Source organism: Cutibacterium avidum 44067, assembly GCF_000367205.1.
Lineage (GTDB): Bacteria > Actinomycetota > Actinomycetes > Propionibacteriales > Propionibacteriaceae > Cutibacterium > Cutibacterium avidum.
Genome location: NC_021064.1, coordinates 1,019,184 through 1,043,887, shown reverse-complemented (window position 1 = coordinate 1,043,887; position 24,704 = coordinate 1,019,184). Strand labels below are relative to the sequence as shown.

Sequence of the window (24,704 nt, the reverse complement as noted above, 5' to 3'; positions counted from 1 at the left end):
TCCGGACTCACTTAACGATAAAGGCGAGCACGAAGCCGAACAGGGCGAGGGCCTCGACCACGGCGAAGCCGATGAATGCCGTCGACATCATGGCCGGACGAGCCTCAGGCTGGCGAGCAGTGCCATTGATGACGGACGCAAAGATCCACGCCACGCCGAGAGCCGGGCCGAGGGTTGCCAGGCCGTAGCCGAGGGAGTTGAGCGAGCCACCGATGAGCATGGGAACCATGGTGTGTCCTTCCGGATTGTGCCCCTTGTGGGGCGTTGTCTTCGTCGCCGGTCGGTTTGACGACGAGGTCTAGGGGGTTGTGCCGTCAGTGTCCTTCGGAGATGGAGGACGCCACGTACTGTGCCGACAGCACGGTGAACACGTAGGCCTGCAGGAAGCCCACGAACAGTTCCAGCGCGAAGAGCGCGAAACTGAGGATCAGGGAGAAACCGCCAGCAATGTTGTACATGACGCTGGAGGGGTAGGTGAGAAGGAATCCGCCGCCGACGACGAAGATCATGATGATGAGGTGGCCGGCGAACATGTTGGCGAACAGTCGCAACGACAGGGTCAGCGGACGGGTGATGAAGTTCGACAGGAACTCGAGCGGGATGATGAGCCACCACAGGTACCACGGGACGCCCGGAGGAAGCATCGAGTCCTTGAGGTAACGGATGCCCTTGGTCTTGAAGCCGGCGATGACGTAGACGAACCACGAGACGATCGCGAGACCGTAGACGTATCCGACGTGGGAGAAGGTCGGGAACATGAAGACGAAGAGCTCGCCGAACCAGTTATTGATGAGGATGAAGCTGAACAGCGCAACCAAGTACGGCAACCAGGGCTCGAAGCCATGACCGATGGTGTCACGCACCAGCGCGTTGCGAATGAAGTTGTAGCAGTACTCGCCGAAGACCTGGCGCTTGCCGGGAACGACCTTGAGGCCACTGCTCATCCACAGCCAGAAAGCGATGACGATGACGAAGGCGATGATCGCCTGCCAGAACGGTTTGTCCATCCAAGCCGCCCCGAGAGTCCCGTCGAACTCGAAGTCCTCAAGCCCCGGAGTGTGAAACTCCAGGGGAGACACGATCCCGTTCACTGACCCTCCCGGTCGTTGTTCTGTTCAGGCACGGTTCCGTACCGTTTGACGATGAGGTAGACACTCGCCGCGAGTCCGACAACCATGCCGACGACGAAGATCCACATCTGGTGGAAGTGGCTGGCCAACAGCCACCCGATGCCACCGTAGAAGAGCATGCCCGCCAGGACGTAGCTCAGGACGCCCCAGGCGTCGTCGCTGGAGGACGGCGTGGAGCTGGTACTCGTTCGCGTCATCGAGTTCGTGCCCATATCCAGGCTGACTTTAGCAGCCATAGGCCTGTCAGTGCTCATCGTCGAGCTCCGTCGGTCCGACGAGTTTCGGCACTGGAGGAATCATGATCCTGCGGGTCTTCATAAATGCGTTGGGGACGTCGTCCAGCGACGACAACACCGACGATCCACGCGAGGGAAACGGCGCCGATCGCTGCCGCACACGGGATCGGGAGCAGGCCCGTGTGGTACTGAGCCAGGAGTGCGCCGAGACCACCAAGAACGGCGATCTGGATGATGAAGAGCCCTACTCCCAGGATCCAGGATCCACTGCGGTTCAACAGGTGGACTCCGCGTCCACAAGCCAGAAAGACAACGGCAGCTGCGGTGCCGGCCAGACCACTGAGAGCGGAAGCCAGATGGGGAGTGACGCCAACCGTCGCCACCGTAGTGACAAGAAGCCCACATGCAGTGGCCCAGACCAAGCCGCTTCGGTAAATGCGTGACAGCACGTGAGAGGTCACGGGAGCAGAGCCAGCCACAGGAGTATGCCTGGGACCAGTCATGGCGAGACTCGTCATCTCGTCATCCCTCCCCGACGTCATGACCGATGGATCCAGTGATGGTGATTCAGGCCGCCAGAACTCGACAACGCTACGCTGTGAGTCGAGTGATTGGCCCTGCGAGGTTGCCCTCGGTGAGAAACGTAACACACAACGCGCGATGGCGTCGAAATCTCAGGCCTCGGCAGCCGGATGTCGCGAATTCGCCATGGTCAGGAGCACGCACATGACGAGTCCCGCAATGACGATGACAACCGCCCACCAGGTCCTCTCCAGGCCGATGAACACCGTCCCGAAGGTCAACACGGTGGTCCACAGATACATCAGCAAGACGGCTCGAATGTGGGAGTGACCATGCTGCAGGAGGCGGTGGTGAAGGTGCTGCTTGTCGGCGACGAAGAACCAGGTTCCCCGCCAAGTTCGCCTGACGTATCCCATGACGAGGTCGAGGACGGGAATCGCGAGCACCATGAGCGGGACGATGATCGGGAGGTAGGCGGGCACCAATCCGCCACCCTGTGCCGTCAAGGCCGTGGAGTCGATCTGCCCGGTGAGGGAAATCGTGGAGGTGGCGAGCAGCAAACCCAGCAGCAAGGCCCCCGAATCCCCCATGAACATCTTCGCGGGATGCCAGTTGTGAGGCAGGAATCCCATACAGGCTCCCGCAGTCGCAGCGGTGATGAGGCTCGTCGTCGTCGCCACCACAAAATCTTGCTCGTGGGCCAGCAGGTAGGTGTAGGAGAAGAAGGCGAGAGACCCGATGGCGACGACACCAGAGGCCAATCCGTCCAGTCCATCGATGAAGTTCACCGCGTTGGCGCACAACACGATGAAGAAGACCGTGACGAGGATCGATGTGGGCGTCCCCAGGGCGATGATCGAGTTGGGCAGCGGGATCCAGAACATTCGGACACCACCTGTGACGACGATTCCGGCCGCCAGCACCTGCCCTGCTGCTTTCGCCAGGGCAGGTAAGTCAAGCAGGTCGTCAAGGACACCCACGGCGCAGATTACGGCCCCAGCGACGCAGATCGTCAGGGCATCGTCGGCCACCAGGAGGTGACGCCCCAGGAAAGGCATGTTTCGCGCCAGCAGGCATGCCAGTGCCACTCCACCGAGCATGGCCACCCCTCCGAAGTAGGGTATGGGCCTGGTGTGCACGTCCCTCGCGCGCACCTTGGCGACAGCCCCCCACCTCAGGGCAGCTTGCCGGCACAGGCCCGACAACAAATAGGTCGTCAGGCCTGATGTCAGCATCACCAGGATGTACTCCCGCATGTTCGCAGGTCAGTTCTCGTCAGTCGGCGTGACTGGGGCATCGGTGTCCGCAGCAGTTGCGCCCTGAGCGATCTGTTCGGTCTCCTCAGCAGGTACGACGTCATCGGTCGTGGAGGTCGGAGACTCTGTCGGGCCCTCTGGACTGGGCTCGTCCGACGGAGTTGTTTCGGCCTTGCGGACGTCCTCCTCAGCGGCCTCATCCTCGGACTCCTCCATCCCGACGACATCGGGAGCCACCTCATGGATGGCTTCCAAGGACAACGCTCCCTGGCGAACGACCTTGCCGTCAGTGGTCGACACGAAGTCGATGATGGTGGAGGCCTCTCCCACCCGACTCGGGCCGGCATCCAGATACACCGCAACCGTGACGCCGAGCTGATTGGCGGCCTCCTGAGCCGTCAGCGCGGCCGGATGTCCGGACTTGTTCGCACTCGAGACCGCCATCGGGCCCGTCATACGCAACAACTCACGGGTCTGATCCTGGTCGGGAACGCGCACGGCGAGGGTGCCGTTGGTCTCCCCCAGATCCATCCCGAGGGACTCCTGAGCACGCAGGATGAGAGTCAGACCACCTGGCCAGTACTTCTCCGCGAGAGCCTCCGCCGTGACCGGAATGTGCTGGCACAAAGCAGGCAAGGCGACCGAATCACTGACGAGGACTGGCGGCGGCATGTCGCGACCGCGTTCCTTGGCGTTGAGAAGACGTTGAACGGCCAAGGAATTGAGAGCATCAGCACCGATCCCATAAACGGTGTCGGTCGGCAAGACGATGCACTCGCCGTCGGCGATGGCGTCAGCTGCCTGTTCCAGAGCCTCTTCGTAGGTCGCCGGATTCGCGACGTCGAGTATGAGCGGGGTGATCCCGGTGTCCTCGGTCTCGGCCACGGCCTCGACGGGCTCGGACTGACTGTCGGTGTCGGTCGACTCAACGTCAGTGTCCTCCGTCAGCTCATTGTCCTCGACCGTCGTCTGGTCAGTCTCATCCATGTCATACATCCTTGCACCGTCGTCGAGCCGTGACGAACCTCGGCCTACCTGCGAGATCATCATGGTCCTCGATCTCGTCCCACTGCGCCGCCATTGCCATGCACCCGGTCAGGGCCTCGCGCTGAGTGTCGTCGTGCTCCATCACGAACAGACCCCCCGGCACGAGTAGCTGTGCGGCACGGTCGATGAGACGACGTGGAAGGTCCAACCCGTCATCCCCGGAGAACAGTGCGAGGTCGGGTTCGTGGTCCGTGACGTCAGTAGGCATAACTGGGGCATCAACACGTCGCAGATACGGCGGGTTGGTGACGACGACATCGAAGCGACGCCCATCATCTGGAGCCTCGAGGGCATCCCCGGCAAGAACCTCCACCCCGGTATCGGCAAGGTTCCGATGAGTCCACACCAAGGCAGCCTCGTCGAGTTCGACCGCGCTGACACGAGCTCCTGGTACCTCGTTGGCAATCGCGAGCGCGATGGCGCCGGTGCCCGCACACAGATCAATGACGCTCGGAGCAGATCCTGCCATGACGAGGCGCCGTGCCTCGTCGACGGCGCATTCGGTCACCAATTCGGTTTCCAGCCGAGGAATGAAGACTCCTGGGCCCACGTCCAGGCGCAGACCGCGGAACCAGGCATGCCCGACGATGTACTGAGTCGGTTCCCCGGATCGACGTCGCTCCACCATCTCGTTGAACCGATCCTCATCATGAGGGTTCACGCTCGACACGAAGATGAGTTTGGCGGGTTGGACGTCAAGGGCCTCGCACAGCAGCATCCGTGCGTCAGCAGCTGGGGTCTCGATACCTCCGCTGGTCAGCTGCCGGGTGGCTCGCGCCAGGAGAAGTGAGGGGCTGGGATCCGTCATGATGCTTCCTGCCCATCACGACGATCAGCCATCCGCCGGCTCACCTCGTCAGCGTGGAGGGCGTCGAGGACCTCGCCGAGATCACCCGCGAGGATCTGGTCAAGTTTGCGGGATTTGTAGCCGATGCGGTGATCGGTGAGCCGATTCTCCGGAAAGTTGTAGGTACGCACCCGCGCCGAGCGGTCGACGGTACGGATCTGGTCCCGACGCATGCGATCGTTCTCGTCGGCAGCTTGCTGGGCAGCCAGTGCGGCGACCTTGGCGCGTAGCATCCGCATGGCCTCGGCCTTGTTCTGCAGCTGGCTGCGTTCATTCTGACAACTGGCAACGATGCCGGTCGGAAGGTGGGTGAGACGAACTGCGGAATCGGTGGTGTTGACCCCCTGGCCGCCGGGGCCTGACGAACGGTACACGTCGACGCGCACGTCGGCAGGATCAATGTCCACCTCGGTCTCGTCGACGTCAGGCATGACGAGGACACCGACCGCCGAGGTGTGAATACGTCCAGCGGATTCCGTCACCGGTACCCGCTGAACCCGGTGAACACCGCCCTCGTGCTTGAGATAACCGTAAGCCGGGCGTGACGGAACCCCCTCGACGGCAACGACGACGGAGCGATAACCACCGAGATCGGTCAGCTCGCTGGTGAGTTCACGAATCGACCAGCCAACCCTCTCGGCATAGCGGGTGTACATCCGTAGCAGGTCGCCGGCGAACAGGGCGGACTCCTCGCCACCCTCGCCGGAATGGATCTCGACCAGGGCGTCCTCTTGGTCAAGGGGATCCGAGGGAGCCAGCAGCTCGGTCAGTTCACCGTTGACAGTCTTGAGCTGGTTTCGTAGCGCGTCGGCCTCCTGCGCGAAGGCGGGATCCTCGTCAGCGAGATCCTCCGCGGCCTGGATGTCTGCTGCCAGGTGGTCGACGCGATCGGCCACCGACACGACGTGGCGCAGGCGCGAATGGCGTTTGCCCAGTCGTCCCATCGCAACCGGGTCGGACAGCACCTGTGGATCGGCGAGCTGAATCTCGATCTCCCGCAGATGACGACGAACCTCGTCAACCGCTTGCTGCGTCGATTCGCTCATGACCCTCCTGGCCAACCGTGTCGGGACCACACGAGACCCCTGAAAAGACCATGACGCCGAGCATCAGCCCGGCGTCATGGTGATACGTCATTGATGGACGACGTCAGTTCTTCTTGCCGTAGCGGCGCTCGAACCGGGCGACGCGGCCGCCGGTGTCGAGGATCTTCTGCTTACCGGTGTAGAACGGGTGGCACTTCGAGCAGACGTCGGCATTGAGGGTGCCGGACTTCGAGGTGCTGTGGGTGGTGAAGGTGTTCCCACAGGTGCACACCACGGTCGTCTCGTGGTATTCGGGATGAATTCCCTGCTTCATATGTGATCTCCTTAATCAAACGTGCCCCGGGTCGCCCGACTGATCATGCGGACGTGAACCGGAACCGGCGTTCGACGATACACCGAACGGCCGGCACCAGTCCACCTGACGACGTCAGTCCTGGCTGGGAGTCGTCTTCGAGATCGTGTAGAGGAACTCGACGTTGGTCTGAGTCTTGCGCAGCCTCGAGAGCATCATCTCGAGGGCCTGGGAGTCTTCCAGGCCGGAGAGAACGCGTCGCAGCTTCCACATGATCGCGGTCTCCTCGCGCGAGAGCAGCAGTTCCTCGCGACGGGTACCCGATGCGTCGACGTCGATGGCCGGGAAGAGCCTCTTGTTGGCGAACTCACGGCGCAGACGCAACTCCATGTTGCCGGTGCCCTTGAACTCCTCGAAGATGACTTCGTCCATCTTGGAGCCGGTCTCGACGAGCGCGGTGGCAAGAATCGTCAGGGATCCGCCGTGCTCAATGTTTCGGGCGGCACCGAAGAACTTCTTGGGCGGGTAGAGAGCCGCGGAGTCGACACCGCCGGAGAGGATTCGTCCCGAAGCAGGGGCAGCCAGGTTGTAGGCACGTCCCAGACGGGTGATGCCGTCCAGCAGGATGACGACGTCGTGGCCGAGCTCCACCAGACGCTTGGCCCGCTCAATGGCCAACTCGGACAACTGGGTGTGGTCGTCGGCAGGACGGTCGAAGGTCGACGCGATGACCTCACCACTGACGGTGCGCTGGAAGTCGGTGACCTCCTCGGGACGCTCGTCGACCAGCACCACCATGAGGTGAACCTCAGGATTGTTCTTGGTGATCGAGTTCGCGATCGACTGCATGATCATCGTCTTGCCAGCCTTCGGAGGCGAGACGATGAGGCCGCGCTGGCCCTTGCCGATCGGGCTGACCAGGTCGATGATGCGGCCGGTCATGTTCTTAGGATCATCCTCGAGGCGCAGGCGCTCCTGCGGGTACAGCGGGGTGAGTTTGGAGAACTCGGGACGCTGCTTCATCTGCTCAGGATCCGCGCCGTTGACCTGCTCGATCTTGACCAGAGGTGCGAACTTCTCACGCCGTTCCCCCTCGCGGTGTGCACGCATTTGACCGACAATGACGTCGCCCTTGCGCAGCCCATGGCGACGGACCATGGCCATCGAGACATAGGCATCGTTCGAGCCAGGCAGGTATCCCGAGGTGCGCACGAAAGCGTACTGGTCACGAATGTCGAGAATGCCGGAGCACGGCACGAGGACGTCATCCTCGCGGACATTCGGCTCGGAATCGGAGTAACGCTCGTTGGAACGCTTGCGACGATTCTGTCGATCGCGCTGACGGCGGCGGCGAGAGCGGCGACCACCATTGCCGTATTCCGAAGAGCGGCCGTAGTCATCGTCAGACTCATGATTCGAGTCATTGTTGTTGCGGTCACGCTGGCTGCCGCGATTCAGTTGGGGGCGCTCGCCATTCTTCCCGCGGGACAGTGCCTCCAACCGGGCACCAACCTCGTCGTTGACATTGTCGCCGGAATTGCCGTTGGAATTCTCACGGGAGGTGTTGCGAGCCCGACGACGCGGCGAGTCTCCTCTGCCGCCACGGTCGCCATCGTCACGGTGCGGACGGTCGTTGGTGCCGTCCTCGCCACGCTGACCCCCGTCTTCCTGCGTCGGCACCTTGTCGGCACGTTTCTGCACTTCTGCGGCGTCGAGAAGGTCACCGACCGACGGGGTCCTTTCGCCCTCAGAGGAGCGCGACTCGGGATCAGTCGAGCCATTGTCGCGGCGACGACGGGTGCGCTGCGGACGGGTATCGTCCCCCTCACCGGAAGTGTGGAGCGCTAGACCACCATCACGACGAGGGCCGGATTTCCCAGTTCCTGGGTATCCCCCGTCAGAGATGGCGGCCACGAGGTCAGCCTTGCGCATACTGCGAGCTCCCTTGATACCCATCTGGATGGCGATGGATCGAAGCTCGGGCAGCAACTTCGTGGACAGATCCGAGGATCCACCCGGCTGTGAGGTTTGAGTCACGTAAGTCCCTTCGAACTGCCCCGGCCGGTGCAACTTCCGGCGGGCGAGGTTTCATCGGGCCTGCCGTCGGAATCGACAATGGGTCGGGCGGCTGACACCACGGGGATCCGAGATGGTCTGCTGAGCGAGACTCTCGGCCATGGTGTGGCGTTCGAGGCCCTCGAACGCCGAGGACATGGTCCCCACGAACGGAACTGTGGCACAGGGACCACGATTCGGTCGTCAGTGGGGAATTGCGCGCATCGAGCGCGCTTGCGTCACCACTATAACGCACGAAGCGGATCGCATTCACACAACGCGTCAGAGGAGATGAACGCCTTCTCCGAGAACAAGATCGTGGACGACGAAACCAGTGGTGTCGACGTCCCAGGCTCCCTCGAACTGATCACGGGCGCCCAGGGCCAGGACGGTGGGTCCGGCGCCGGAAATGACGGTGGCAACACCACGGTCGCGCAAAGCGTCCATGAGCGCAGCTGACTCCGGCATGAGAGTGCGACGGTAAGGCTGATGCAGCCAGTCCTGAGTGGCGGCCAACAAATGCTCTGGCGAGGTCGTCAGGGCCGTGACGAGGAGTGACGCGGCCAGAACTTGCTGCACGGCGTCGGCACGGTCAACCTGCTCAGGAAGAACCTGGCGTGCCAGCGCGGTAGGCACATGGCGATCAGGAACGAAGACACGGAAGATGATTGACGGGTTGACGGCCAGCCCGATGTGGTTGACGACTCCCCCACTCAACCAGGCCAGCTGGGCCCCACCGAGGATGGCCGGGGCAGCGTTGTCCGGATGTCCCTCGATGGCAGCCGCCATCGTCAGTAGCTCGGTGCGGTCCAACGGCACTCCCGGACACGCCAGTCCCCAGGCCAAGGCCAATCCGGACACGATTGCCGCGGCCGAGGAGCCAAGGCCACGGCTCTGCGGAATGGCATTGAAAGCGGTCAGGTGCAACCCAGCATCCGGGCGGGGGTAACCCAGTTCCACCAGCCCCTGTCGCAACGTTGCGACGACAAGGTGAGATTCATCATGCGGAACAGTGTCGGCCCCCTCCCCCGTCACATCAATCTGCACCCCGGGGTGATCAAGGACTTCGACTCCGACCTCGTCCCACAGGTCCAACGCCAGACCCATGCAGTCATAGGCAGGGCCCAGATTGGCCGAGGTGGCAGGAACACGCACCCGCACGCTGTCAGCCATCGTCAACCTCTCAGGAGTGGAAATCCAGCAAAGCTGCGACCTTGTCGGTCGACGCCTCGACGGCCTCGGTCGACAAGGTGGTGCGGCTCAGGGCAGTGTCAATGTCCTTGAGGCCATTGCCCGTCACAGTGATGACGATGCGCTGACCAGGCTCCAGACGGCTCTCGGACTTCAGCTTGAGAAGACCGGCCACACCAGTGGCTGAGGCCGGCTCCACGAAAATACCCTCGCGAGCTGCCAGGAACGCCTGCGCGTCGAGGATCTGCTCATCGGTGACGGCCTCGATGAGACCGTTCGACTCATCGCGGGCGGCCAGGGCGAGATTGCCGGATGCCGGACGACCAATACGAATGGCCGTGGCCACCGTCTCGGGATCGTCGACGTCGTGCCCGAGTACCAGCGGAGCGGCCCCAGAGGCCTGGAAACCAAACATCCTCGGGGTGTGGCTGGCAGGGCCGTCAGCGGCGTACTCGCCGTAGCCCTTCCAGTACGCGGTGATGTTTCCTGCGTTACCAACAGGCAGGGCGTGGATGTCAGGGGCATCGCCGAGAACGTCGACGATCTCGAAGGCGGCCGTCTTCTGCCCCTCGATGCGGTACGGGTTGACCGAGTTCACCAGGGACACCGGGAAGTTCTCGGCCAGCTCGCGAGCGATGCGAAGACAATCGTCGAAATTCCCGAGGACCTGAATGATGCGACCGCCGTGGACGACGGCCTGGGCAAGCTTGCCAGCTGCGATCTTTCCCTGGGGAAGAAGCACGACTGGGGTCATGCCAGCCCGGGTCGCGTAGGCCGACGCCGAGGCCGAGGTGTTGCCCGTGGAGGCACACACGACTGCCTTGGAACCATCAGCAAGCGCCTTCGTCATGGCCATCGTCATGCCCCGGTCCTTGAAGGAGCCGGTCGGGTTGGAACCCTCGACCTTGATCCACACCGAGGAGTCGAGCTCGGCCCCCAGACGCGGCGCCGGCACCAACGGCGTGGATCCCTCCCCCAGAGTGACGATCTCGTCGATACCGTCCATCGGGAGACGGTCTCGGTAATTCTCGATGACGCCGAAGGGACACTTCTGCCGGGTCATGATCACATTCCCTCCACTCGGATGACGCGGGGATCAGAGTTGACGTAATGGTGTCCGGTGAGTTCGTCGACGCATTCCTTGACGTCGCACTCTCGGGCCTCGTGGGTGAGGATCTTGAGGGTCGCGGACCAGCCGTCGACACGGTCATTGCCCTCTACCGCCGACTGCTGCACGGTCTGCAAGGAGACGCCATGGCTCGCGAAGATCTTCGCGACTTCGGCGAGGACGCCAGGCTCGTCGCGTACCTGCAGGCGCAGGTGGAACCTGGTGTGAACCTCGGCGATGGGCAGAATCGGGAACTCGCCGTAGACGTCCTGAGGCGGTCCGGCAACTCCTCGAACCAGGTTACGAGCCACCGTCACCAGGTCACCCATCACGGCGGAGGCCGTCGGGGAGCCACCCGCACCCGGGCCGAGGAACATCAGGTGCCCAGCCTCGCGAGCTTCCACGAAGACAGCGTTGAAGGCACCAGAGACTCCGCCCAGCGGGTGGGCGGCAGGAACCAGCGCCGGATGAACGCGAGCAGAGATGCCGTCAGGACCGGCCTGGCAGACGGCAAGCAACTTGATGACGCAGTCCATGTCCCGAGCGGCGGCAATGTCCTCCCGAGTGATGGCAGTGATGCCCTCCCGGTACACCTGGTCGCCGCGCATGCGCGTGTGGAACGCCAAGGTGGACAGCAGGGCCGCCTTGGCGGCGGCGTCATATCCCTCGACGTCGGCGGTCGGATCGGCCTCGGCATATCCCTTGGCCTGCGCCTGGGCCAGAGCGTCGTCGAAACCTGCTCCCGTGGTCGTCATCTGGTCAAGGATGTAGTTCGTCGTGCCATTCACGATGCCCATCACTCGGGTGATCTGGTCACCGACAAGCGACTCGCGCAGCGGCCTGACGATCGGGATGGCTCCGGCCACTGCGGCCTCGTAGTAGAGGTCGACGCCATGGCCCTCGGCGACCGCGTGCAGTTCCGTGCCATGGGTAGCCAGCAGAGCCTTGTTGGCAGTGACGACAGAGTGTCCCTTCTCCAGGGCAGCCGTCAGGAGCTGACGCGCGGGGTCGATGCCACCAATGAGCTCGATGACGATGTCAATGTCGTCCCGGTTGACCAGCCCTGTCGGGTCATCCGTGAACAGCCGCGAGTCAAGGCCCTGACGGGGGCGATCAGGATGGGCGACAGCGATGCCAGCAAGCTCGACACGACGGCCCACCCGAGCCGCGACGTCGTCACTGCGGGACTCAATCATGCGGGCCACCTGGGAGCCCACGACCCCGCACCCCAGGAGGGCCACGCGGATCGGCTGGGCTGACGCGGGACCGGTGGTGTTCGTCATCTCGTCCTCATCTCGTTGTTATCAGCTGATGGTTGGTCAAGAGCCCTGGGCCGTGTGCTTCTGTGATCTATCACGGCCACTGCACCTCGGACGTGACCGGGCCCGGGTCCAGGGACAGCAGGTCGTCAATGCTCTCCCGTCGCAGCAATACCGATGTGTCCGGGTGGTCTCCGATACCGACGCGGACGACGGCTGGTCGCGGCACATGGTTGTAGTTCGATGCCATGGACCTTGAATAGGCGCCGGCACCAGGAACTGCGATGACGTCGCCCGGGGACACGTCACCGGGGAGGTACACGTCGCGGACCAGGATGTCGCCGGCCTCGCAGTGCTTTCCGACGATGCGGCACAGCACCGGGGTGACGGTCGAGGCACGGTTGGCGATGACGGCAGAGTATTCCGCAGCATAAAGCGCGGGACGAATGTTGTCGCTCATGCCGCCGTCAACCGACACGTAGATCCGTTGGGCGCCGGTGTCCAGGTCCACTGGCTTGACGGTGCCGACGGTGTACAGGGCCATCGTCGTCGGCCCGACGATCGCACGACCAGGCTCCAGGGAGATGTGGGGAACCTCCAGTCCCCTCCCCCGGGCCTCAAGGGTGACAATCTCCCGCAGGGAAGCAGCCAGGCTCTCAACGGTGGCCGGAGAGTCCTGGTTGGTGTAGGCAATGCCGAATCCGCCACCGAGGTCGAGTTCCGGCAGGGCAGTGCCGGTGGCCTGCCGGAACTGTTCAAGCAGTTTCATAGTGCGACGAGCCGCCACCTCGAAACCCGCGGTGTCGAAGATCTGGGAGCCGATGTGGGAATGAATGCCCTGCAGGTCAATGACGTCACTGGTGTGGCACCTCACCATGGCCACCATGGCTGCACCATTGGTGATCGAGAAACCGAACTTCTGGTCCTCATGTGCGGTGGCGATGTACTCGTGGGTGTGAGCCTCGACGCCCGCAGTGACACGCACCATGACTCGGGCGTGCCAACCGTTCTCTCGACACAGCTTCTCGATACGGGTGATCTCGTCCAGCGAATCGACGATGATACGCCCGACCCCGACGCTGAGAGCCAGCTTGAGCTCGTCGATGGACTTGTTGTTCCCGTGCAGACCAATGCGTGCAGGATCCATTCCGCCTTGGAGAGCCGTGATGAGCTCTCCACCGGTGCAGGTGTCCAGACAGAGGCCCTCCTCGTCGATCCAGGAGGCGACGGTGCGCGTCAAGAAGGCCTTGCCTGCGTAATAGACGTCCCAGCCTGCGAAAGCGTCGCGGAAGGTCCGGGCGCGCTGGCGGAAGTCAGCCTCGTCGAGGACGTAGAGGGGGGAACCGTACTCGGCCAGGAGGTCTGTCACGGAGACGCCTGCGACGTCGACAATTCCGTCATGTCCACGTCCCGCTGACCCGGACCAGAGCGCAGGATCCAGGGCATTGACGTCATCGGGCAGGGTCAGCCACTGAGGGCCGGCAGCCGCGACATCGGCATGGACCGAGCCGGCAACGTGCATGTGCGTCATGGTTCCACCTTGCCAGAGGGTGACGACAGGGCCGGCGGGTGTCCACGTCCGTGGCCATGAATGGCGCATCATCCCACCAGTGCGCTAAAGTCGATGGACGGTCGGGGTCCACGGACCCATCGGCTCCCGTAGCTCAGGGGATAGAGCACCGCCCTCCGGAGGCGGGAGCGAGGGTTCGAATCCCTCCGGGAGCGCCCACCAGTGACGCAGCGAGACACCAGTTTTGACCGGGTAGGGTTTCACATCGTGCGAGCCCTTGACACCGAATCCCCTCGTCAGAGATCACGAGCCGCCCTGTTTTCCGGGGCCGGTGCCATCATGCTGTGGGTTGTCGGACGCATGACCATGCTCCATGTCTTCATCAAACCCTCGTCGAACTACATCACCGGGGATGTGCAGTACTACCTGTGGTGGATGCAGGGCGGACAGCCCGATCCAGTGGTTCTTCCGGAATACCCGCTTCCTGTCGTGTGGTTCCTGCGTGCCTTGCACTGGTCTGCCGGTGACTCCTACTTCATACCGGCATTCGCCACGACGATGCTGCTGCTTGACGCACTGCTTGCTGTCGCCATGTGGATCCACGGCCACCGAGCCGGCGCTCTGTGGTGGATCGTCCTGGTGCCATTCCTCGGACCCATCATGTGGAATCGCTTCGACATGGTGCCCGCCGTTTGCATGGGGTTGGCAGCTCTCTGGTACCGCCGTCACCCGGCCGCGTGTGGCGTCATGATCGCCTTGGGTGCCGCGGTAAAGTTGTGGCCGGCTCTTCTCATCCTTCCCATGATTTCCCGGCACAAGGCAGCCATCCGACGCCTGATCGCATTCGGCGCGACTGGTGTTGCACTCGCACTGGCCTCGTTGCTGGACGGTGGATGGGGCCGCCTCGTGTCCCCATTGACGTGGCAGTCGGGCCGGGGGCTTCAAGTCGAATCCGTACCCGCCACCGTTCCCGTGTACCAACACTTCAAGAATCCCGACGGTGGTTACAAGGTTGAGATGTCGAAGTACAACGCCTACGAGATCTTTGGCTCGGGGGTGTCCACGTGGCAATCAGTCTCGACCGTCTTCATGGCTCTCACCGTGATACTCACGATCGGGTTGGCGTTCCTGTCATGGCGACGCAACGGTCTTGACCACCGCAGCGCGGTGCTGGCTGATCTCGTCATCATCGGCGCTCTCATCATCGCCAACAAGACGTTGTCCCCCCAGTACTTCGTGTGGTGGGCTGCGCCTGCTGCCATGATCCTCGATCGTGTCTCTGGCGAGGCGAACTCCCAGACCCCTCCCGACCCGAACTCCCTGTCGCAAACCCGGACATGGTGCTGGATCGTCGCAATACTCCTTCTCATCACGGCATTCTTGACTCAGCAGGTGTATCCGTTGAATTACGCCGGCGTCGTTGGCCTGCCGCCCGGTCGGACCAGCATGGCCCTACTGGTCAGCCGTAACGTCATGACCCTCGTGACCTTCGCGGCCTGTGTTGTCGCGTTTGTCGCAAGCCTTCGTATGCACCGTCCCGCCCAGCCGACATCCGTCCCAGGCAGATCGGTCCGCGCTACGCTGGACGAGCGGTGACCAATATCACATTTTGGTGATCGGGGATGAGTGTTCCCCGATGTGCCCAAATTGTTGGGAAGGCCTGATCAATCCGGCTACGATCATCACGTCTGGGTCCATGGACACAGACAGAGCAGCGCAGCTCGGAGGGCCTTTCCAGAGGTTCCGCGAGTGCTTGACACGACGGTTTGACGGAAGAAGGCAGTGGTGAGTCCCGCCCCACACGACAAGTCCAACAACTCTGCTGATTTTGGAGCCAACGACTGGCTCATCGAGGAGATGCGTGACCAGTACCAGAATGATCCGAGTTCGGTCGATCCTGCTTGGGCCACATTTTTTCACCACGAGGCGGCCCAGGCGTCCGATGAGGTGACTGGATTGGCAGTCGGCGAACAGCCCGCTCGTCAGGATCCCAAGCCTGAACCGGCTCCTAATCCCGTCGCCAATCAGAAGCCTGCTCCGGCTGCGAAGGCCGAAGCCAAGCCGGCTCCCAAACCCGCTGCATCAACCGCCCCCACCCCGACACCGAAGGTCAAGGACATGGCATCGAAGCCCGAACCATCAAAGACCTCCCGCGAGCCTGCCCGTCCTCTTCTGACGGCTGACGCCCCGCGTCACAGCGCCAAGCTGGAAACCGTCGAGCCCACGGTGACGAAGATGAAGGGTGCGCCGATGCGCACCGCCAAGAACATGGATCAGTCGCTGACCATGCCGACGGCCACCACGGTGCGTGACGTGCCGATGCAGCTCGTCATCGAGCAGCGCACAATGATCAACAACTTCCTTCGCAAGGCCAAGGGCGGCAAGATCTCCTTCACCCACATCCTCGCCTATGCGATGGTGCAGGCACTCAAGACCGTTCCGGCGATGAACAACGCCTATGCGGAGATCGACGGCAAGCCTCACCTCATCGAGAACCATCAGATCAACCTCGGCATGGCCATAGACGTCGTCAACAAGGACGGCTCCCGCAAACTCGTGGTGCCCGCCATCAAGGGCGCCGAGCAGATGGACTTCCTCGACTTCTGGCGTGCCTACGAAGAGATCGTCCGCAAGGGTCGCACCAATGAGCTGACCATCGAGGACTTCAAGGGAGTCACGGCCTCCCTGACGAACCCCGGCGGTTTCGGCACCAACCACTCCATTGCCCGCCTCATGCCTGGTCAGGGCATGATCCTCGGCGTCGGATCGATCGACTACCCAGCTGCCTACCAGGGCAACTCCCCCACCCGTATGGCGGAGCTGGGCATCTCCAAGGTGACGACCCTCACCTCTACCTACGATCACCGCATCATCCAGGGCGCCCAGTCCGGCGAATTCCTGCGTCGCATGCACCAGCTGCTCCTGGGTGCTGATCGCTTCTACGAGAACATTTTCGAATCCCTGCGTATCCCCTACGCTCCGGTCCAGTGGGCGAGCGACCGTCAGGCCAACCGCCCCGACCAGGTCGGCAAACAGGCTCGCGTCATCGAACTCATCGACTCCTGGCGTCGCTTCGGCCATCTGTCCGCCGACATCGATCCCATCGAGTACCGGCCGCGGTTCCACCACGACCTCATGCTCAACAGCCACGGCCTCACCCTGTGGGACATGGACCGCACCTTCCCGATCGCGAACTTCGCCGGGCAGCGTCGCGCCACCATGACCCTGCGTGAGATCCTCACGATCCTGCGTGACTCCTACGCCTCGACGATGGGCATCGAGTACATGCACATCGCTGACCACGAGCAGCGCAAGTGGTTCCAGGATCGTTTCGAGAAGGAGCACCAGCCCCTCTCCCGCGAGATGCACCTGCAGATCCTCGACCAGCTCAATGAGGCCGAGATCTTCGAGACCTTCCTGCAGACCAAGTTCGTCGGTCAGAAGCGGTTCAGCCTCGAGGGTGGCGAGTCGGCCATCGTCCTGCTGGCCGCACTGTGCAACCTGGCTGCCGACGACAGCCTCAACGAGGTCTGCATCGGCATGCCTCACCGTGGTCGTCTCAACGTGCTGGCCAACATCATCGGCAAGTCCTACGGGCAGATCTTCCGTGAGTTCGAGGGCAATGCCGAGCCGGTGAACTCCCAGGGATCGGGTGACGTCAAGTACCACCTCGGTGACGAGGGTGAGTTCACCGCAGCCTCCGGCAACACCATCAAGGCGTCGGTTGCCGCCAACCCGAGTCACCTCGAAGCCGTCGATCCTGTCCTCGAGGGCATCTGCCGGGCCAAACTCGACGCTCTGGGCAACCCGGACAACTTCCCGGTCCTGCCAATCCTCATGCATGGTGATGCTGCCTTCTCGGGTCAGGGTGTCGTCTACGAGACCCTGCAGATGAGCCAGCTCGAGGGATACCGCACCGGTGGCACGATCCACGTCATCGTCGACAACCAGGTCGGATTCACCACCTCGCCCCGTGACGGACGTTCCTCGACCTACTGCACCGACGTTGCCAAGGCCGTCGGGGCCCCGGTCCTGCACGTCAATGGAGATGACCCCGCCGCGGTGGTCCACGCTGCTCGTATTGCCTACGAGTATCGCCAGATCTTCCACCGTGACGTCGTCATCGACGTGGTCTGCTACCGCCGCCGCGGCCACAATGAGGGTGACGATCCCAGCTTCACCCAGCCGCACATGTACGACCTCATCGCTGAGAAGCGTTCGACCCGAAAGCTCTACACCGAGAGCCTCATCGGTCGTGGTGACATCACCGACGAGGACGCCCATGCCGTGATGTCGAAGTTCCGGTCTCGCCTCGAGACGGTTTTCAAGGAGGTCCGTGAGGCCACCTCGAGGCCCGAGCCCTACAGCGGCGTTCCGGACTACCCGGTCAAGCACAGTGGCCTGCATTTGACCACGGTCGAGGTTGACACCTTGGAGGCCGTCGCCCGGGCTCATGAGAACCTGCCGGAGACCTTCAACGCCCATCCCAAGGTTGCCCCTCAGATGACGCGTCGTGCCAAGCACATTCGAGAGGGTGGGATCGACTGGGCGACCGGCGAGATGATCGCCCTGGGCTCCTTGCTGCGTGAGGGCATCCACGTCCGCCTGGCCGGGCAGGACAGCCGCCGCGGCACCTTCTCGCAGCGCTTCGCGGCCCTGGTAGATCGTGCGACCGGAGAGTTCTACGTGCCCGTCAACCACCTCGGTGGCGAGCAGGCGCACCTGGACGTCCTCGACTCCCCGCTGAACGAATACGCGGCGATGGGCTTCGAGTACGGATACTCGGTCGCCCGTCCGGACTCCTTGGTGCTGTGGGAGGCCCAGTTCGGTGACTTCGTCAACGGAGCCCAGACGATCATTGACGAGTTCATCGCCTCGGCAGGTTCGAAGTGGGGGCAGAAGTCCGGCGTCGTCCTGCTGCTCCCCCACGGCTATGAGGGCCAGGGACCGGACCATTCCTCGGCCCGCCTGGAGCGCTTCCTCAACCTGTGCAGTGAGGGAGCCCTGGCTGTCTGCCAGCCCTCGACCCCGGCGAGCTACAGCCACCTGCTGCGTCAGCATGCCTACGTCAACAGGCACCGACCGGTCGTCATCGCTACTCCGAAGTCCATGCTGCGTAACAAGATGGCGACCTCTGACCCGGAGGAGTTCACCACTGGCAAGTGGCGCCCGGTTCTGCCCGATCCGTCCATCACTGATCCGTCGGCCGTCACCAGGATCATCCTCTGCTCAGGCAAGGTGCGTTGGGAACTCGTCAAGCAGCGCAAGGCCGCCGGGCTCGACGGTCAGCTGGCCATCATCCCGCTGGAGCGGCTCTACCCGCTTCCGGACAAGGAACTGGCCGAGGTACTCGAGCCCTACAGCAACGTCACTGACGTTCGTTGGGTGCAGGAGGAGCCGGAAAACCAGGGTGCCTGGTACTACATCCTCACTCACCTGGCCCAGGCGATGTCCGACAAGCTGCCTGGCTTCTTCGATGGCCTGACCGCCGTGACACGTCCGCCGTCCTCGGCTCCCTCAGTGGGCCAGCACAGTGTGCATGTCCGCGAGGAGCAGGAGCTGCTCGAGAAGGCCATGGCCTGATCCGCCCAATCACCGCCATGGCGCCATCCCTCGTGGGGTGGCGCCATGGCGCATGCTGTGGTGCATTATTGTGCCCATGTATTTCACCGACAGGGGCATTGAGGAACTGGAAGATCGTCGCGGAGACGAGGAATTCACCGTCGCGTGGCTGGCCGACGAGCTACGTCACTTCGTCGACCTCAACCCGGAGTTCGAAGTCCCCGTTGAGCGCCTGGCCACCTTCCTCGCCCGACTCGACGACGAGGACGACTGAGTCACCACGAGCCCGGAACCGATGCGGTGACGGCTGGCTGCGGGGCAATCAGTCCCGCAGCCAGGCCCGCGACCGTGGCAACAAGGAAGCCATGACAGCCGCGGCCGGGATGACGGCCAGGATCCAGAACCACACCGGGCCACCTGAACGCTGCAGTGATACCAGAACAACGACGTGTAGCAGACCGCTGGCGACCATAAGCCCCTGCGCCGACGGTCGTCCCTTCACGGCCATCCACCCGACCAGCACGACGAGAGCGGCATAGATGATGAGCATCGTGCCTACTCCGGCACTGAAGACGTCGCGACCACTCACCATGACCGCGATGGCCACCACGAGGAGGGCAATCGCGCAGATCCAGGTCGCCACCACCGCGACCAGGACCGATACCGGGATGCCGCCGCGCAACGCAGACGATCGTGAATCCTGCTCACTTGACGGAATCATTGTTTTGCTCCTGCACGGATGAACCGACGACGTATCATAATCGAACTGGCCGCGAACTCCTCGAAGCGTCCTCGCCTGGACCGACGTTCATTGTGTCCGAGCGATTCGTGGGAGGATGTTCGTCCTTCGGTGGATGCTCTTGCCAAAACATTCGACGGTTGCCAGACTTTCATGGTTGCCCGCCGAACGGCCACTCGTCGGTCGTACGGCATGACGGGTTATCCACCCGCACATCACACGTGCCCCGGGTTGCGCTGGGGAGAAGGAGTCGAAGAGGCATGGACTGGCGCCACAGGGCTGCCTGCCTGAGTGAGGATCCCGAGCTGTTCTTCCCGATTGGGAACACTGGTCCGGCCCTTGCCCAGATCGAGGAGGCGAAGAAGGTCTGTGCCCGGTGCGAGGTTCGCGCCGAGTGCTTGGCCTGGGCTCTGGAAGCCGGCCAGGATCACGGTGTGTGGGGCGGCATGAGCGAGGATGAGAGGCGCGCGATCAAGCGTCGTCAGTCCCGCTCCCGCGTTCGTCGTTCCTGACTCACCTCGGACAGGCAGCCCGGAATCATTCGGATCCGTTCCGGGGAAACCATCGGTCACGTCTCATACTCATAACCGGTCAAGCGGAATCATGAGCTTGGCGCAGGTTCCCACGCCGTCGGGATTGTTTTCGAGGGTGAAGGTTCCACCGAGGTCCTGGACCAACGTCGTGACGATGGACAGCCCCAAGGAGCTGCGGTGCTGGTCGAGTGAGAATCCCTCCGGCAGGAGGCTTCCGTCATTGACGATGTCGACGACCAGCGAATCCTCGGTGCGGTAGGGACGCACGATGACGTTTCCCGACGAGGAATCCAAGCTGTGCTCGATGGCGTTCTGGCACAGCTCCGTCGTTGCCAAGGACAAGGCTGTGGCGGTCTCGGCAGGAACACTGCCGAAGGTCCCTTCACGCCGTGCCGCCACGGACCCTGAAGATGCCGCGACGTCTCCAACCATGTGGAGAATGCGATCGGCAACCTCGTCGAAGGCCACCTGCTCCTCGAAGTTCTGCGACAGGATCTCGTGCACCACGGCGATGGCCGAGACTCGTCCCATGGCCTGTCGGAGAGCTTCCTTGGCATCCGGATTCTTCATCCGCCGCGACTGCAGACGCAGGAGAGCTGCCACGGTCTGCAGGTTGTTCTTCACCCGGTGATGGATCTCGCGGATCGTGGCGTCCTTGGTGACGAGCTGACGATCTCGGTCCCGCAACTCGGTGAGGTCGCGGATGAGAATCATCGTTCCTGCCGAGACCTCGACGTCATCCAGCCAGGTCTGCAACGGAATGACGCGGGCACGCAAGGTCGCCTCGGAGTTCTCAATATCGGTCTCGGAAAGCCAGCGGCCCTCCAGATCAAGGGTGAAGGACTGACCAACCTCGCGCACCTTGGGGCACAGGTCCCGAACCGTCGGAATGAAGTACTCGCCGTCCAAGTCTCCTGTCAGGCCCAGGCGTCGAAAGGCCGACAGGGCATTCGGGCTGGCAAAGGTCACCATTCCCGTGGATGCGACCCGGATGACCCCGTCAGTGACCTTCGGCGCCAGAGCCCTGTCAAAGTCCGGGAAGAGCGGGAACCGGCCGTGGTGAAGCATCTCCGACAGGATGTCGGCAATCTCAAGGTAGTTGTCCTCGGTGCTTCCGGGAGCTCGCACCCCCATCTGGTTGGTGTGTCTTTCGACCACGGCGATGACATCGTCATGACGAATGACGGGAATCGCCCAGACGTCCACGGGAATACCCGCCGACAGCTTGTTGTCGCTGGTCTCGCACATCTCGGCGCTCATGAACGCCTCGGTGACGAGGCTCTCGTCGTCGTAGGAGACCGACTCGCCGACGACGTCGTCCTCCAGGGCCGTCGGGCCGGTGTCGGGACGTACCTGGGCGGCTGCCCAGAACACATTGGGATCCTTGTCCGGAACCCACAGGATGAGATCCGAGAAGGACGTGTCAGCGAGCATCTGCCAGTCGTCGACAAGTTCCTCGAGCCACGCGATGTCGGCGGCGGGGAGGCTAGTCCGGTCAGCGACCAAGCGATTGATGGCAGGCATGCCGTCACTCTAGTGACCAGAATCGGGCCAGCTCCACCCGGTGCCATTTTGTCGATCAATGTGCGTTTCGATTTGGGCCAGGCACACCCCATACGGCAGAATTGATCGTCGTTGCCGCGTACCCGCGCGGACCCTCCTTCAGCAGTAGGGAGGTTTATGACCCCTCAGGAAGGAGAGCGCCATGGGCAAGACTGGTCGTAAGCGTCGTGCGCGTCGCAAGAAGGGCGCCAATCACGGCAAGCGTCCCAACGCCTGAGTTTTTGGGATGACGAGGCCCCCGTCCATATGGACGGGGGCCTTTTACTGGTCAGCGGTCTCAGGCCTGCCAACGATAGGACACCTGTATCTGTACGACTCGCATCCTCAGCTGCATCCGGTGCGGCTACAGAGCGACGACGGCTGGAACACCATGCCGATCATCTCCACCATCTGCCTAGCAACAGCGCCCCTTGTGCGTCGGCCAGCATGCTCGCCTCAAAGAACTCGGCGTTGCGCAACCCGAGGACGGCGGCGCGCACCATACGCGCGATTCTCACCCAGTGCGTCAACCAGCGACGCGACGATGGCCACGAGCGAGCCCATAAACAGACTTACAATCAACAACCCCAGGAGCAGGTGCGGTTATTGCACCCCACCGTGTGACATGTGTTCGCATGGGCGTTAACTACGCTTCACCTCACTGTGCTTAAAGTTGTGGCTCAGAGAGAGGGGACCATGAACCATCACCACGACGATAAGCACCTATCGCCTGACGAACTCGAGGATGTCCGTCGCCGCGGCGACGAAGAACTGGCCCGCCTGAGCTTCAGCCGCCGCTCGATCCTGCAGGTCGGCATGGCCGCAGCAGCCAATGCGATGGTCACTGGCCTCGCACTACAAGGCACCCAAGCTGCCGCCGCTCCCAACAAGGACTCAGTCGACCCCGACAAGCTGCTCTGGCTAATCGGCGATCACCACGTCCACACCCAGTGGAGCTACGACGCAAAGTACCGGATTAAGGATCAGTTGGATGCCGCCGAGTACTTCGGCTGCGACTGGGTGGTGTTTACGGAGCACTCCAACTTCGTGCATGCCGACCCAGGTGTGTTCAACTCCCATAAAGAGATCGAGGCTGAGCGTAAGGCACGCAAGAACTTGCTCATCTTCCAGGGCCTGGAGTGGTACATCCCCGCGGCTGAGCACGGCACAGTCTTCGTCACCGGTAAGAACGAAGCGAAGATTCTCCGTGCGTTCGAACTTGCCTACGACGGCAAATTGAACGGTTGGGAGAAACCGAAGGTCGGCAGTCCTGAGGAAGCCGAGCAGGAGAAGATGGCCGCCGCCGGCATCGCCTGGCTCGGCAAGCAGAAGGCTGAGGGCAGGATCGACGACGTCCTCGTCCTCGCAAACCACCCAATGCGTTTGGGCATTGACTCCCCCGACGAGTTCCGTCTGTGGCACGACGCCGACCCGCACGTCATGATCGGCATGGAGGGTGCGCCAGGCGCGCAGGGTTACCCGTACGGCCGCAACGTCGGCAATGGCGATATGCGCGGAGAATACACCCACGATCCGCGTGAGGACTCCTACCCCGGTTACAAGGCTGAGCACATGCGACCGTATGGCGGTTGGGACTGGCTGACGGCCACCGTGGGCGGCTTCTGGGACTCCATGCTGGCTGAGGGACGCCGCTTCTACATCACCGCGAACTCGGACGCCCACCTCGCCTCGTGGCACACGTGGCGTCTGGGCGACTACCCGAAGAAGCCGGAGTACGACAACGCCAAGAACGAGAATGCGCAGATGAAGCTCCTCGGCGGGCGCCGTCCGCACCCAATTGACACCGCGACGGGTGAGGTCGCCGGCGATCTGTTGATCAAGAACCCCGACGGTTCGGTCGGCATCTCCGGTGATCTGCTGCGCAGCCCTGAGGACGCGAAGTTGTACAAGGACGCGCAAAAGGTCCGCGCCGAGATCGACGCGAAGACCCCCGAAGGCGAGGAGCCGAAGTACCCGGAGCCCCTCATTGACCCACAAGGTGGTTCGGACTTCTGGCCCGGCCAGTTCACCCGCATCCACGCAGGTGCAACGGAACGCAGCTACACCGCCGTCATGGATGCGCTGCGCGCAGGCCGCGTGTGGGCCAGCCACGGCCAGCTCATCAAAAGCTTCATCGCCAAGGTGAGCGCAAATGGTCGAGTCGTCACGCTCGGTGACACGATTGAGGCGTCGAAGGGCGGCAAGATCACCGTCGAGCTGACGATCGAGACGGCGACCGAGCCGGTCAAGAGCATCAAGATGTCGCCGAAGGAACCGAAGGCTACGGACCCGACGGTGGGTGTCGAGTGGGTGCCGGAGCTGGCATTCGTGGACATCATCGGCGGGCCGATCACTGGCCCGGTTGCGGATCGTGAGACGCTGCGCGCACCTGAGACCCGCGTACTGCACACGTTCAAGACGAAGGGTCAGAAGGGCAAGCTCGTCCTCACACACGAGTTCAAGGATCTGAAAGAGGACTTCTACATCCGTTTCCGCGGCTCCGACGGCAAGCGCACTGGCGCTGGATACCACGGCCCGGATGTGGATCCACACGGTCCGATCATGCACGACGGCACGGCCCGCGCGGGCAATCCATGGGTGGATACCTGGTTCTACGCGAACCCGGTGTTCGTGAAGGTGGTCGACCCTGCGTCGCCCAGCACCTCGCCATCCGCAACCCCGTCGCAGCCCGCCTCGCGCAAGCCCACGCCGACGACTGCCCCGACTGTCGATCCAGGTGAATCGAACCCGCCCGTTAAGCGGCCGAAGCTACCCAACACTGGTAATTAGGACCTCATCAAACCTCAAGTTTTGTGCATCCCGTACTCA

General features: G+C 62.8%; 21 protein-coding genes, 1 tRNA gene and 1 pseudogene. 7 read left to right on the top strand and 16 right to left on the bottom strand.

What is annotated here, in order from left to right:
- Nucleotides 1-7: 7 nt before the first annotated feature.
- From atpE to lysA, 14 genes and pseudogenes are all read right to left on the bottom strand, one after another.
- Complete coding sequence (gene atpE / locus PALO_RS04765; RefSeq protein WP_004811190.1) at nucleotides 8-229, bottom strand: ATP synthase F0 subunit C; 222 nt, start codon at nucleotides 227-229, stop codon at nucleotides 8-10.
- Between the two features lie 85 nt (nucleotides 230-314).
- Nucleotides 315-1,091, bottom strand: coding sequence for a F0F1 ATP synthase subunit A (gene atpB, locus PALO_RS04760; RefSeq protein ID WP_004811187.1), 777 nt, complete (start codon nucleotides 1,089-1,091; stop codon nucleotides 315-317).
- Nucleotides 1,088-1,366 (bottom strand): hypothetical protein, encoded by a 279-nt coding sequence (locus tag PALO_RS04755; RefSeq protein ID WP_015582632.1) that lies wholly within the window; start codon nucleotides 1,364-1,366, stop codon nucleotides 1,088-1,090. The genes atpB and PALO_RS04755 overlap by 4 nt, the downstream gene beginning before the upstream one ends.
- A 14-nt stretch (nucleotides 1,367-1,380) precedes the next feature.
- Nucleotides 1,381-1,749 carry a hypothetical protein gene (locus tag PALO_RS04750; RefSeq protein WP_015582631.1) on the bottom strand — a complete coding sequence of 123 codons (369 nt, stop codon included), beginning with the start codon at nucleotides 1,747-1,749 and terminating at the stop codon, nucleotides 1,381-1,383.
- 291 nt (nucleotides 1,750-2,040) lie between these two features.
- Nucleotides 2,041-3,144, bottom strand: a complete 1,104-nt coding sequence (locus PALO_RS04745) for an MraY family glycosyltransferase (protein ID WP_004811181.1) — start codon at nucleotides 3,142-3,144, stop codon at nucleotides 2,041-2,043.
- Nucleotides 3,145-3,350: 206 nt separating this feature from the next.
- Nucleotides 3,351-4,131, bottom strand: a pseudogene (locus PALO_RS04740) (L-threonylcarbamoyladenylate synthase); the annotation flags it as partial.
- Nucleotide 4,132: 1 nt separating this feature from the next.
- Nucleotides 4,133-4,999 (bottom strand): peptide chain release factor N(5)-glutamine methyltransferase, encoded by an 867-nt coding sequence (gene prmC, locus PALO_RS04735; protein ID WP_015582629.1) that lies wholly within the window; start codon nucleotides 4,997-4,999, stop codon nucleotides 4,133-4,135.
- On the bottom strand, nucleotides 4,996-6,084 hold the full coding sequence (prfA, locus tag PALO_RS04730) for a peptide chain release factor 1 (RefSeq protein WP_015582628.1): 1,089 nt from the start codon (nucleotides 6,082-6,084) through the stop codon (nucleotides 4,996-4,998). Before prfA ends, prmC begins: the two co-directional genes overlap by 4 nt.
- A 103-nt stretch (nucleotides 6,085-6,187) precedes the next feature.
- Entirely contained in the window at nucleotides 6,188-6,397 is a 210-nt protein-coding gene (gene rpmE, locus PALO_RS04725) for a 50S ribosomal protein L31 (RefSeq protein WP_004811173.1), read from the bottom strand.
- Between the two features lie 114 nt (nucleotides 6,398-6,511).
- Nucleotides 6,512-8,413 carry a transcription termination factor Rho gene (gene rho, locus PALO_RS11955; protein WP_015582627.1) on the bottom strand — a complete coding sequence of 634 codons (1,902 nt, stop codon included), beginning with the start codon at nucleotides 8,411-8,413 and terminating at the stop codon, nucleotides 6,512-6,514.
- A 300-nt stretch (nucleotides 8,414-8,713) separates the two neighbouring features.
- Complete coding sequence (thrB, locus tag PALO_RS04715) at nucleotides 8,714-9,604, bottom strand: homoserine kinase (protein ID WP_004811167.1); 891 nt, start codon at nucleotides 9,602-9,604, stop codon at nucleotides 8,714-8,716.
- A 10-nt stretch (nucleotides 9,605-9,614) separates the two neighbouring features.
- Nucleotides 9,615-10,685 (bottom strand): threonine synthase, encoded by a 1,071-nt coding sequence (thrC, locus tag PALO_RS04710; protein ID WP_290126285.1) that lies wholly within the window; start codon nucleotides 10,683-10,685, stop codon nucleotides 9,615-9,617.
- Between the two features lie 2 nt (nucleotides 10,686-10,687).
- Nucleotides 10,688-12,013 carry a homoserine dehydrogenase gene (locus PALO_RS04705; protein WP_015582625.1) on the bottom strand — a complete coding sequence of 442 codons (1,326 nt, stop codon included), beginning with the start codon at nucleotides 12,011-12,013 and terminating at the stop codon, nucleotides 10,688-10,690.
- 70 nt (nucleotides 12,014-12,083) lie between these two features.
- Nucleotides 12,084-13,520: a diaminopimelate decarboxylase gene (lysA, locus tag PALO_RS04700; RefSeq protein WP_015582624.1), complete on the bottom strand. Its 1,437-nt coding sequence runs from the start codon at nucleotides 13,518-13,520 to the stop codon at nucleotides 12,084-12,086.
- Nucleotides 13,521-13,642: 122 nt separating this feature from the next.
- On the opposite strand from lysA, the gene PALO_RS04695 reads away from it, so the two are divergent.
- The 4 genes from PALO_RS04695 (at nucleotide 13,643) to PALO_RS12485 (ending at nucleotide 19,335) form a co-directional block, all read left to right on the top strand.
- Nucleotides 13,643-13,714: transfer RNA gene (locus PALO_RS04695), tRNA-Arg, on the top strand.
- Between the two features lie 151 nt (nucleotides 13,715-13,865).
- Nucleotides 13,866-15,095 carry a glycosyltransferase family 87 protein gene (locus PALO_RS04690; protein ID WP_041710247.1) on the top strand — a complete coding sequence of 410 codons (1,230 nt, stop codon included), beginning with the start codon at nucleotides 13,866-13,868 and terminating at the stop codon, nucleotides 15,093-15,095.
- 186 nt (nucleotides 15,096-15,281) lie between these two features.
- A complete protein-coding gene (locus PALO_RS04685) occupies nucleotides 15,282-19,082 on the top strand; it encodes a multifunctional oxoglutarate decarboxylase/oxoglutarate dehydrogenase thiamine pyrophosphate-binding subunit/dihydrolipoyllysine-residue succinyltransferase subunit (protein WP_041710023.1) in 3,801 nt (1,266 codons plus the stop codon).
- Nucleotides 19,083-19,158: 76 nt separating this feature from the next.
- Entirely contained in the window at nucleotides 19,159-19,335 is a 177-nt protein-coding gene (locus tag PALO_RS12485; RefSeq protein ID WP_015582621.1) for a DUF6104 family protein, read from the top strand.
- Nucleotides 19,336-19,383: 48 nt separating this feature from the next.
- Here the strand turns inward: PALO_RS12485 and PALO_RS04680 are convergent, their stop codons facing one another.
- The gene (locus PALO_RS04680; RefSeq protein ID WP_004811151.1) at nucleotides 19,384-19,782 is read right to left on the bottom strand and encodes a hypothetical protein; all 399 of its coding nucleotides are present in this window, start codon (nucleotides 19,780-19,782) and stop codon (nucleotides 19,384-19,386) included.
- Between the two features lie 278 nt (nucleotides 19,783-20,060).
- On the opposite strand from PALO_RS04680, the gene PALO_RS04675 reads away from it, so the two are divergent.
- Nucleotides 20,061-20,312 (top strand): WhiB family transcriptional regulator, encoded by a 252-nt coding sequence (locus tag PALO_RS04675; protein ID WP_002513444.1) that lies wholly within the window; start codon nucleotides 20,061-20,063, stop codon nucleotides 20,310-20,312.
- Between the two features lie 69 nt (nucleotides 20,313-20,381).
- Here PALO_RS04675 and PALO_RS04670 read toward each other — a convergent pair whose 3' ends face one another.
- Nucleotides 20,382-21,857: a sensor histidine kinase gene (locus PALO_RS04670; protein WP_015582620.1), complete on the bottom strand. Its 1,476-nt coding sequence runs from the start codon at nucleotides 21,855-21,857 to the stop codon at nucleotides 20,382-20,384.
- Nucleotides 21,858-22,038: 181 nt separating this feature from the next.
- On the opposite strand from PALO_RS04670, the gene PALO_RS13150 reads away from it, so the two are divergent.
- Together PALO_RS13150 and PALO_RS04665 are read left to right on the top strand one after the other, a co-directional pair.
- Nucleotides 22,039-22,113 carry a 50S ribosomal protein bL37 gene (locus tag PALO_RS13150; RefSeq protein ID WP_369797015.1) on the top strand — a complete coding sequence of 25 codons (75 nt, stop codon included), beginning with the start codon at nucleotides 22,039-22,041 and terminating at the stop codon, nucleotides 22,111-22,113.
- Between the two features lie 458 nt (nucleotides 22,114-22,571).
- Complete coding sequence (locus PALO_RS04665; RefSeq protein ID WP_015582619.1) at nucleotides 22,572-24,665, top strand: PHP domain-containing protein; 2,094 nt, start codon at nucleotides 22,572-22,574, stop codon at nucleotides 24,663-24,665.
- The last annotated feature ends 39 nt before the right edge of the window (nucleotides 24,666-24,704 follow it).

What these genes read in the sequence shown, in the direction of transcription:
- atpE (WP_004811190.1), bottom strand. Translation starts at nt 229, where the DNA reads ATGGTTCCCATGCTCATCGGTGGCTCGCTCAACTCCCTCGGCTACGGC.
- PALO_RS04755 (WP_015582632.1), bottom strand. Translation starts at nt 1,366, where the DNA reads ATGGCTGCTAAAGTCAGCCTGGATATGGGCACGAACTCGATGACGCGA.
- PALO_RS04745 (WP_004811181.1), bottom strand. Translation starts at nt 3,144, where the DNA reads ATGCGGGAGTACATCCTGGTGATGCTGACATCAGGCCTGACGACCTAT.
- prmC (WP_015582629.1), bottom strand. Translation starts at nt 4,999, where the DNA reads ATGACGGATCCCAGCCCCTCACTTCTCCTGGCGCGAGCCACCCGGCAG.
- prfA (WP_015582628.1), bottom strand. Translation starts at nt 6,084, where the DNA reads ATGAGCGAATCGACGCAGCAAGCGGTTGACGAGGTTCGTCGTCATCTG.
- rpmE (WP_004811173.1), bottom strand. Translation starts at nt 6,397, where the DNA reads ATGAAGCAGGGAATTCATCCCGAATACCACGAGACGACCGTGGTGTGC.
- thrB (WP_004811167.1), bottom strand. Translation starts at nt 9,604, where the DNA reads ATGGCTGACAGCGTGCGGGTGCGTGTTCCTGCCACCTCGGCCAATCTG.
- thrC (WP_290126285.1), bottom strand. Translation starts at nt 10,685, where the DNA reads ATGACCCGGCAGAAGTGTCCCTTCGGCGTCATCGAGAATTACCGAGAC.
- PALO_RS04705 (WP_015582625.1), bottom strand. Translation starts at nt 12,013, where the DNA reads ATGACGAACACCACCGGTCCCGCGTCAGCCCAGCCGATCCGCGTGGCC.
- lysA (WP_015582624.1), bottom strand. Translation starts at nt 13,520, where the DNA reads ATGACGCACATGCACGTTGCCGGCTCGGTCCATGCCGATGTCGCGGCT.
- PALO_RS04690 (WP_041710247.1), top strand. Translation starts at nt 13,866, where the DNA reads ATGCTCCATGTCTTCATCAAACCCTCGTCGAACTACATCACCGGGGAT.
- PALO_RS12485 (WP_015582621.1), top strand. Translation starts at nt 19,159, where the DNA reads ATGTATTTCACCGACAGGGGCATTGAGGAACTGGAAGATCGTCGCGGA.
- PALO_RS04680 (WP_004811151.1), bottom strand. Translation starts at nt 19,782, where the DNA reads ATGATTCCGTCAAGTGAGCAGGATTCACGATCGTCTGCGTTGCGCGGC.
- PALO_RS04675 (WP_002513444.1), top strand. Translation starts at nt 20,061, where the DNA reads ATGGACTGGCGCCACAGGGCTGCCTGCCTGAGTGAGGATCCCGAGCTG.
- PALO_RS04670 (WP_015582620.1), bottom strand. Translation starts at nt 21,857, where the DNA reads ATGCCTGCCATCAATCGCTTGGTCGCTGACCGGACTAGCCTCCCCGCC.
- PALO_RS04665 (WP_015582619.1), top strand. Translation starts at nt 22,572, where the DNA reads ATGAACCATCACCACGACGATAAGCACCTATCGCCTGACGAACTCGAG.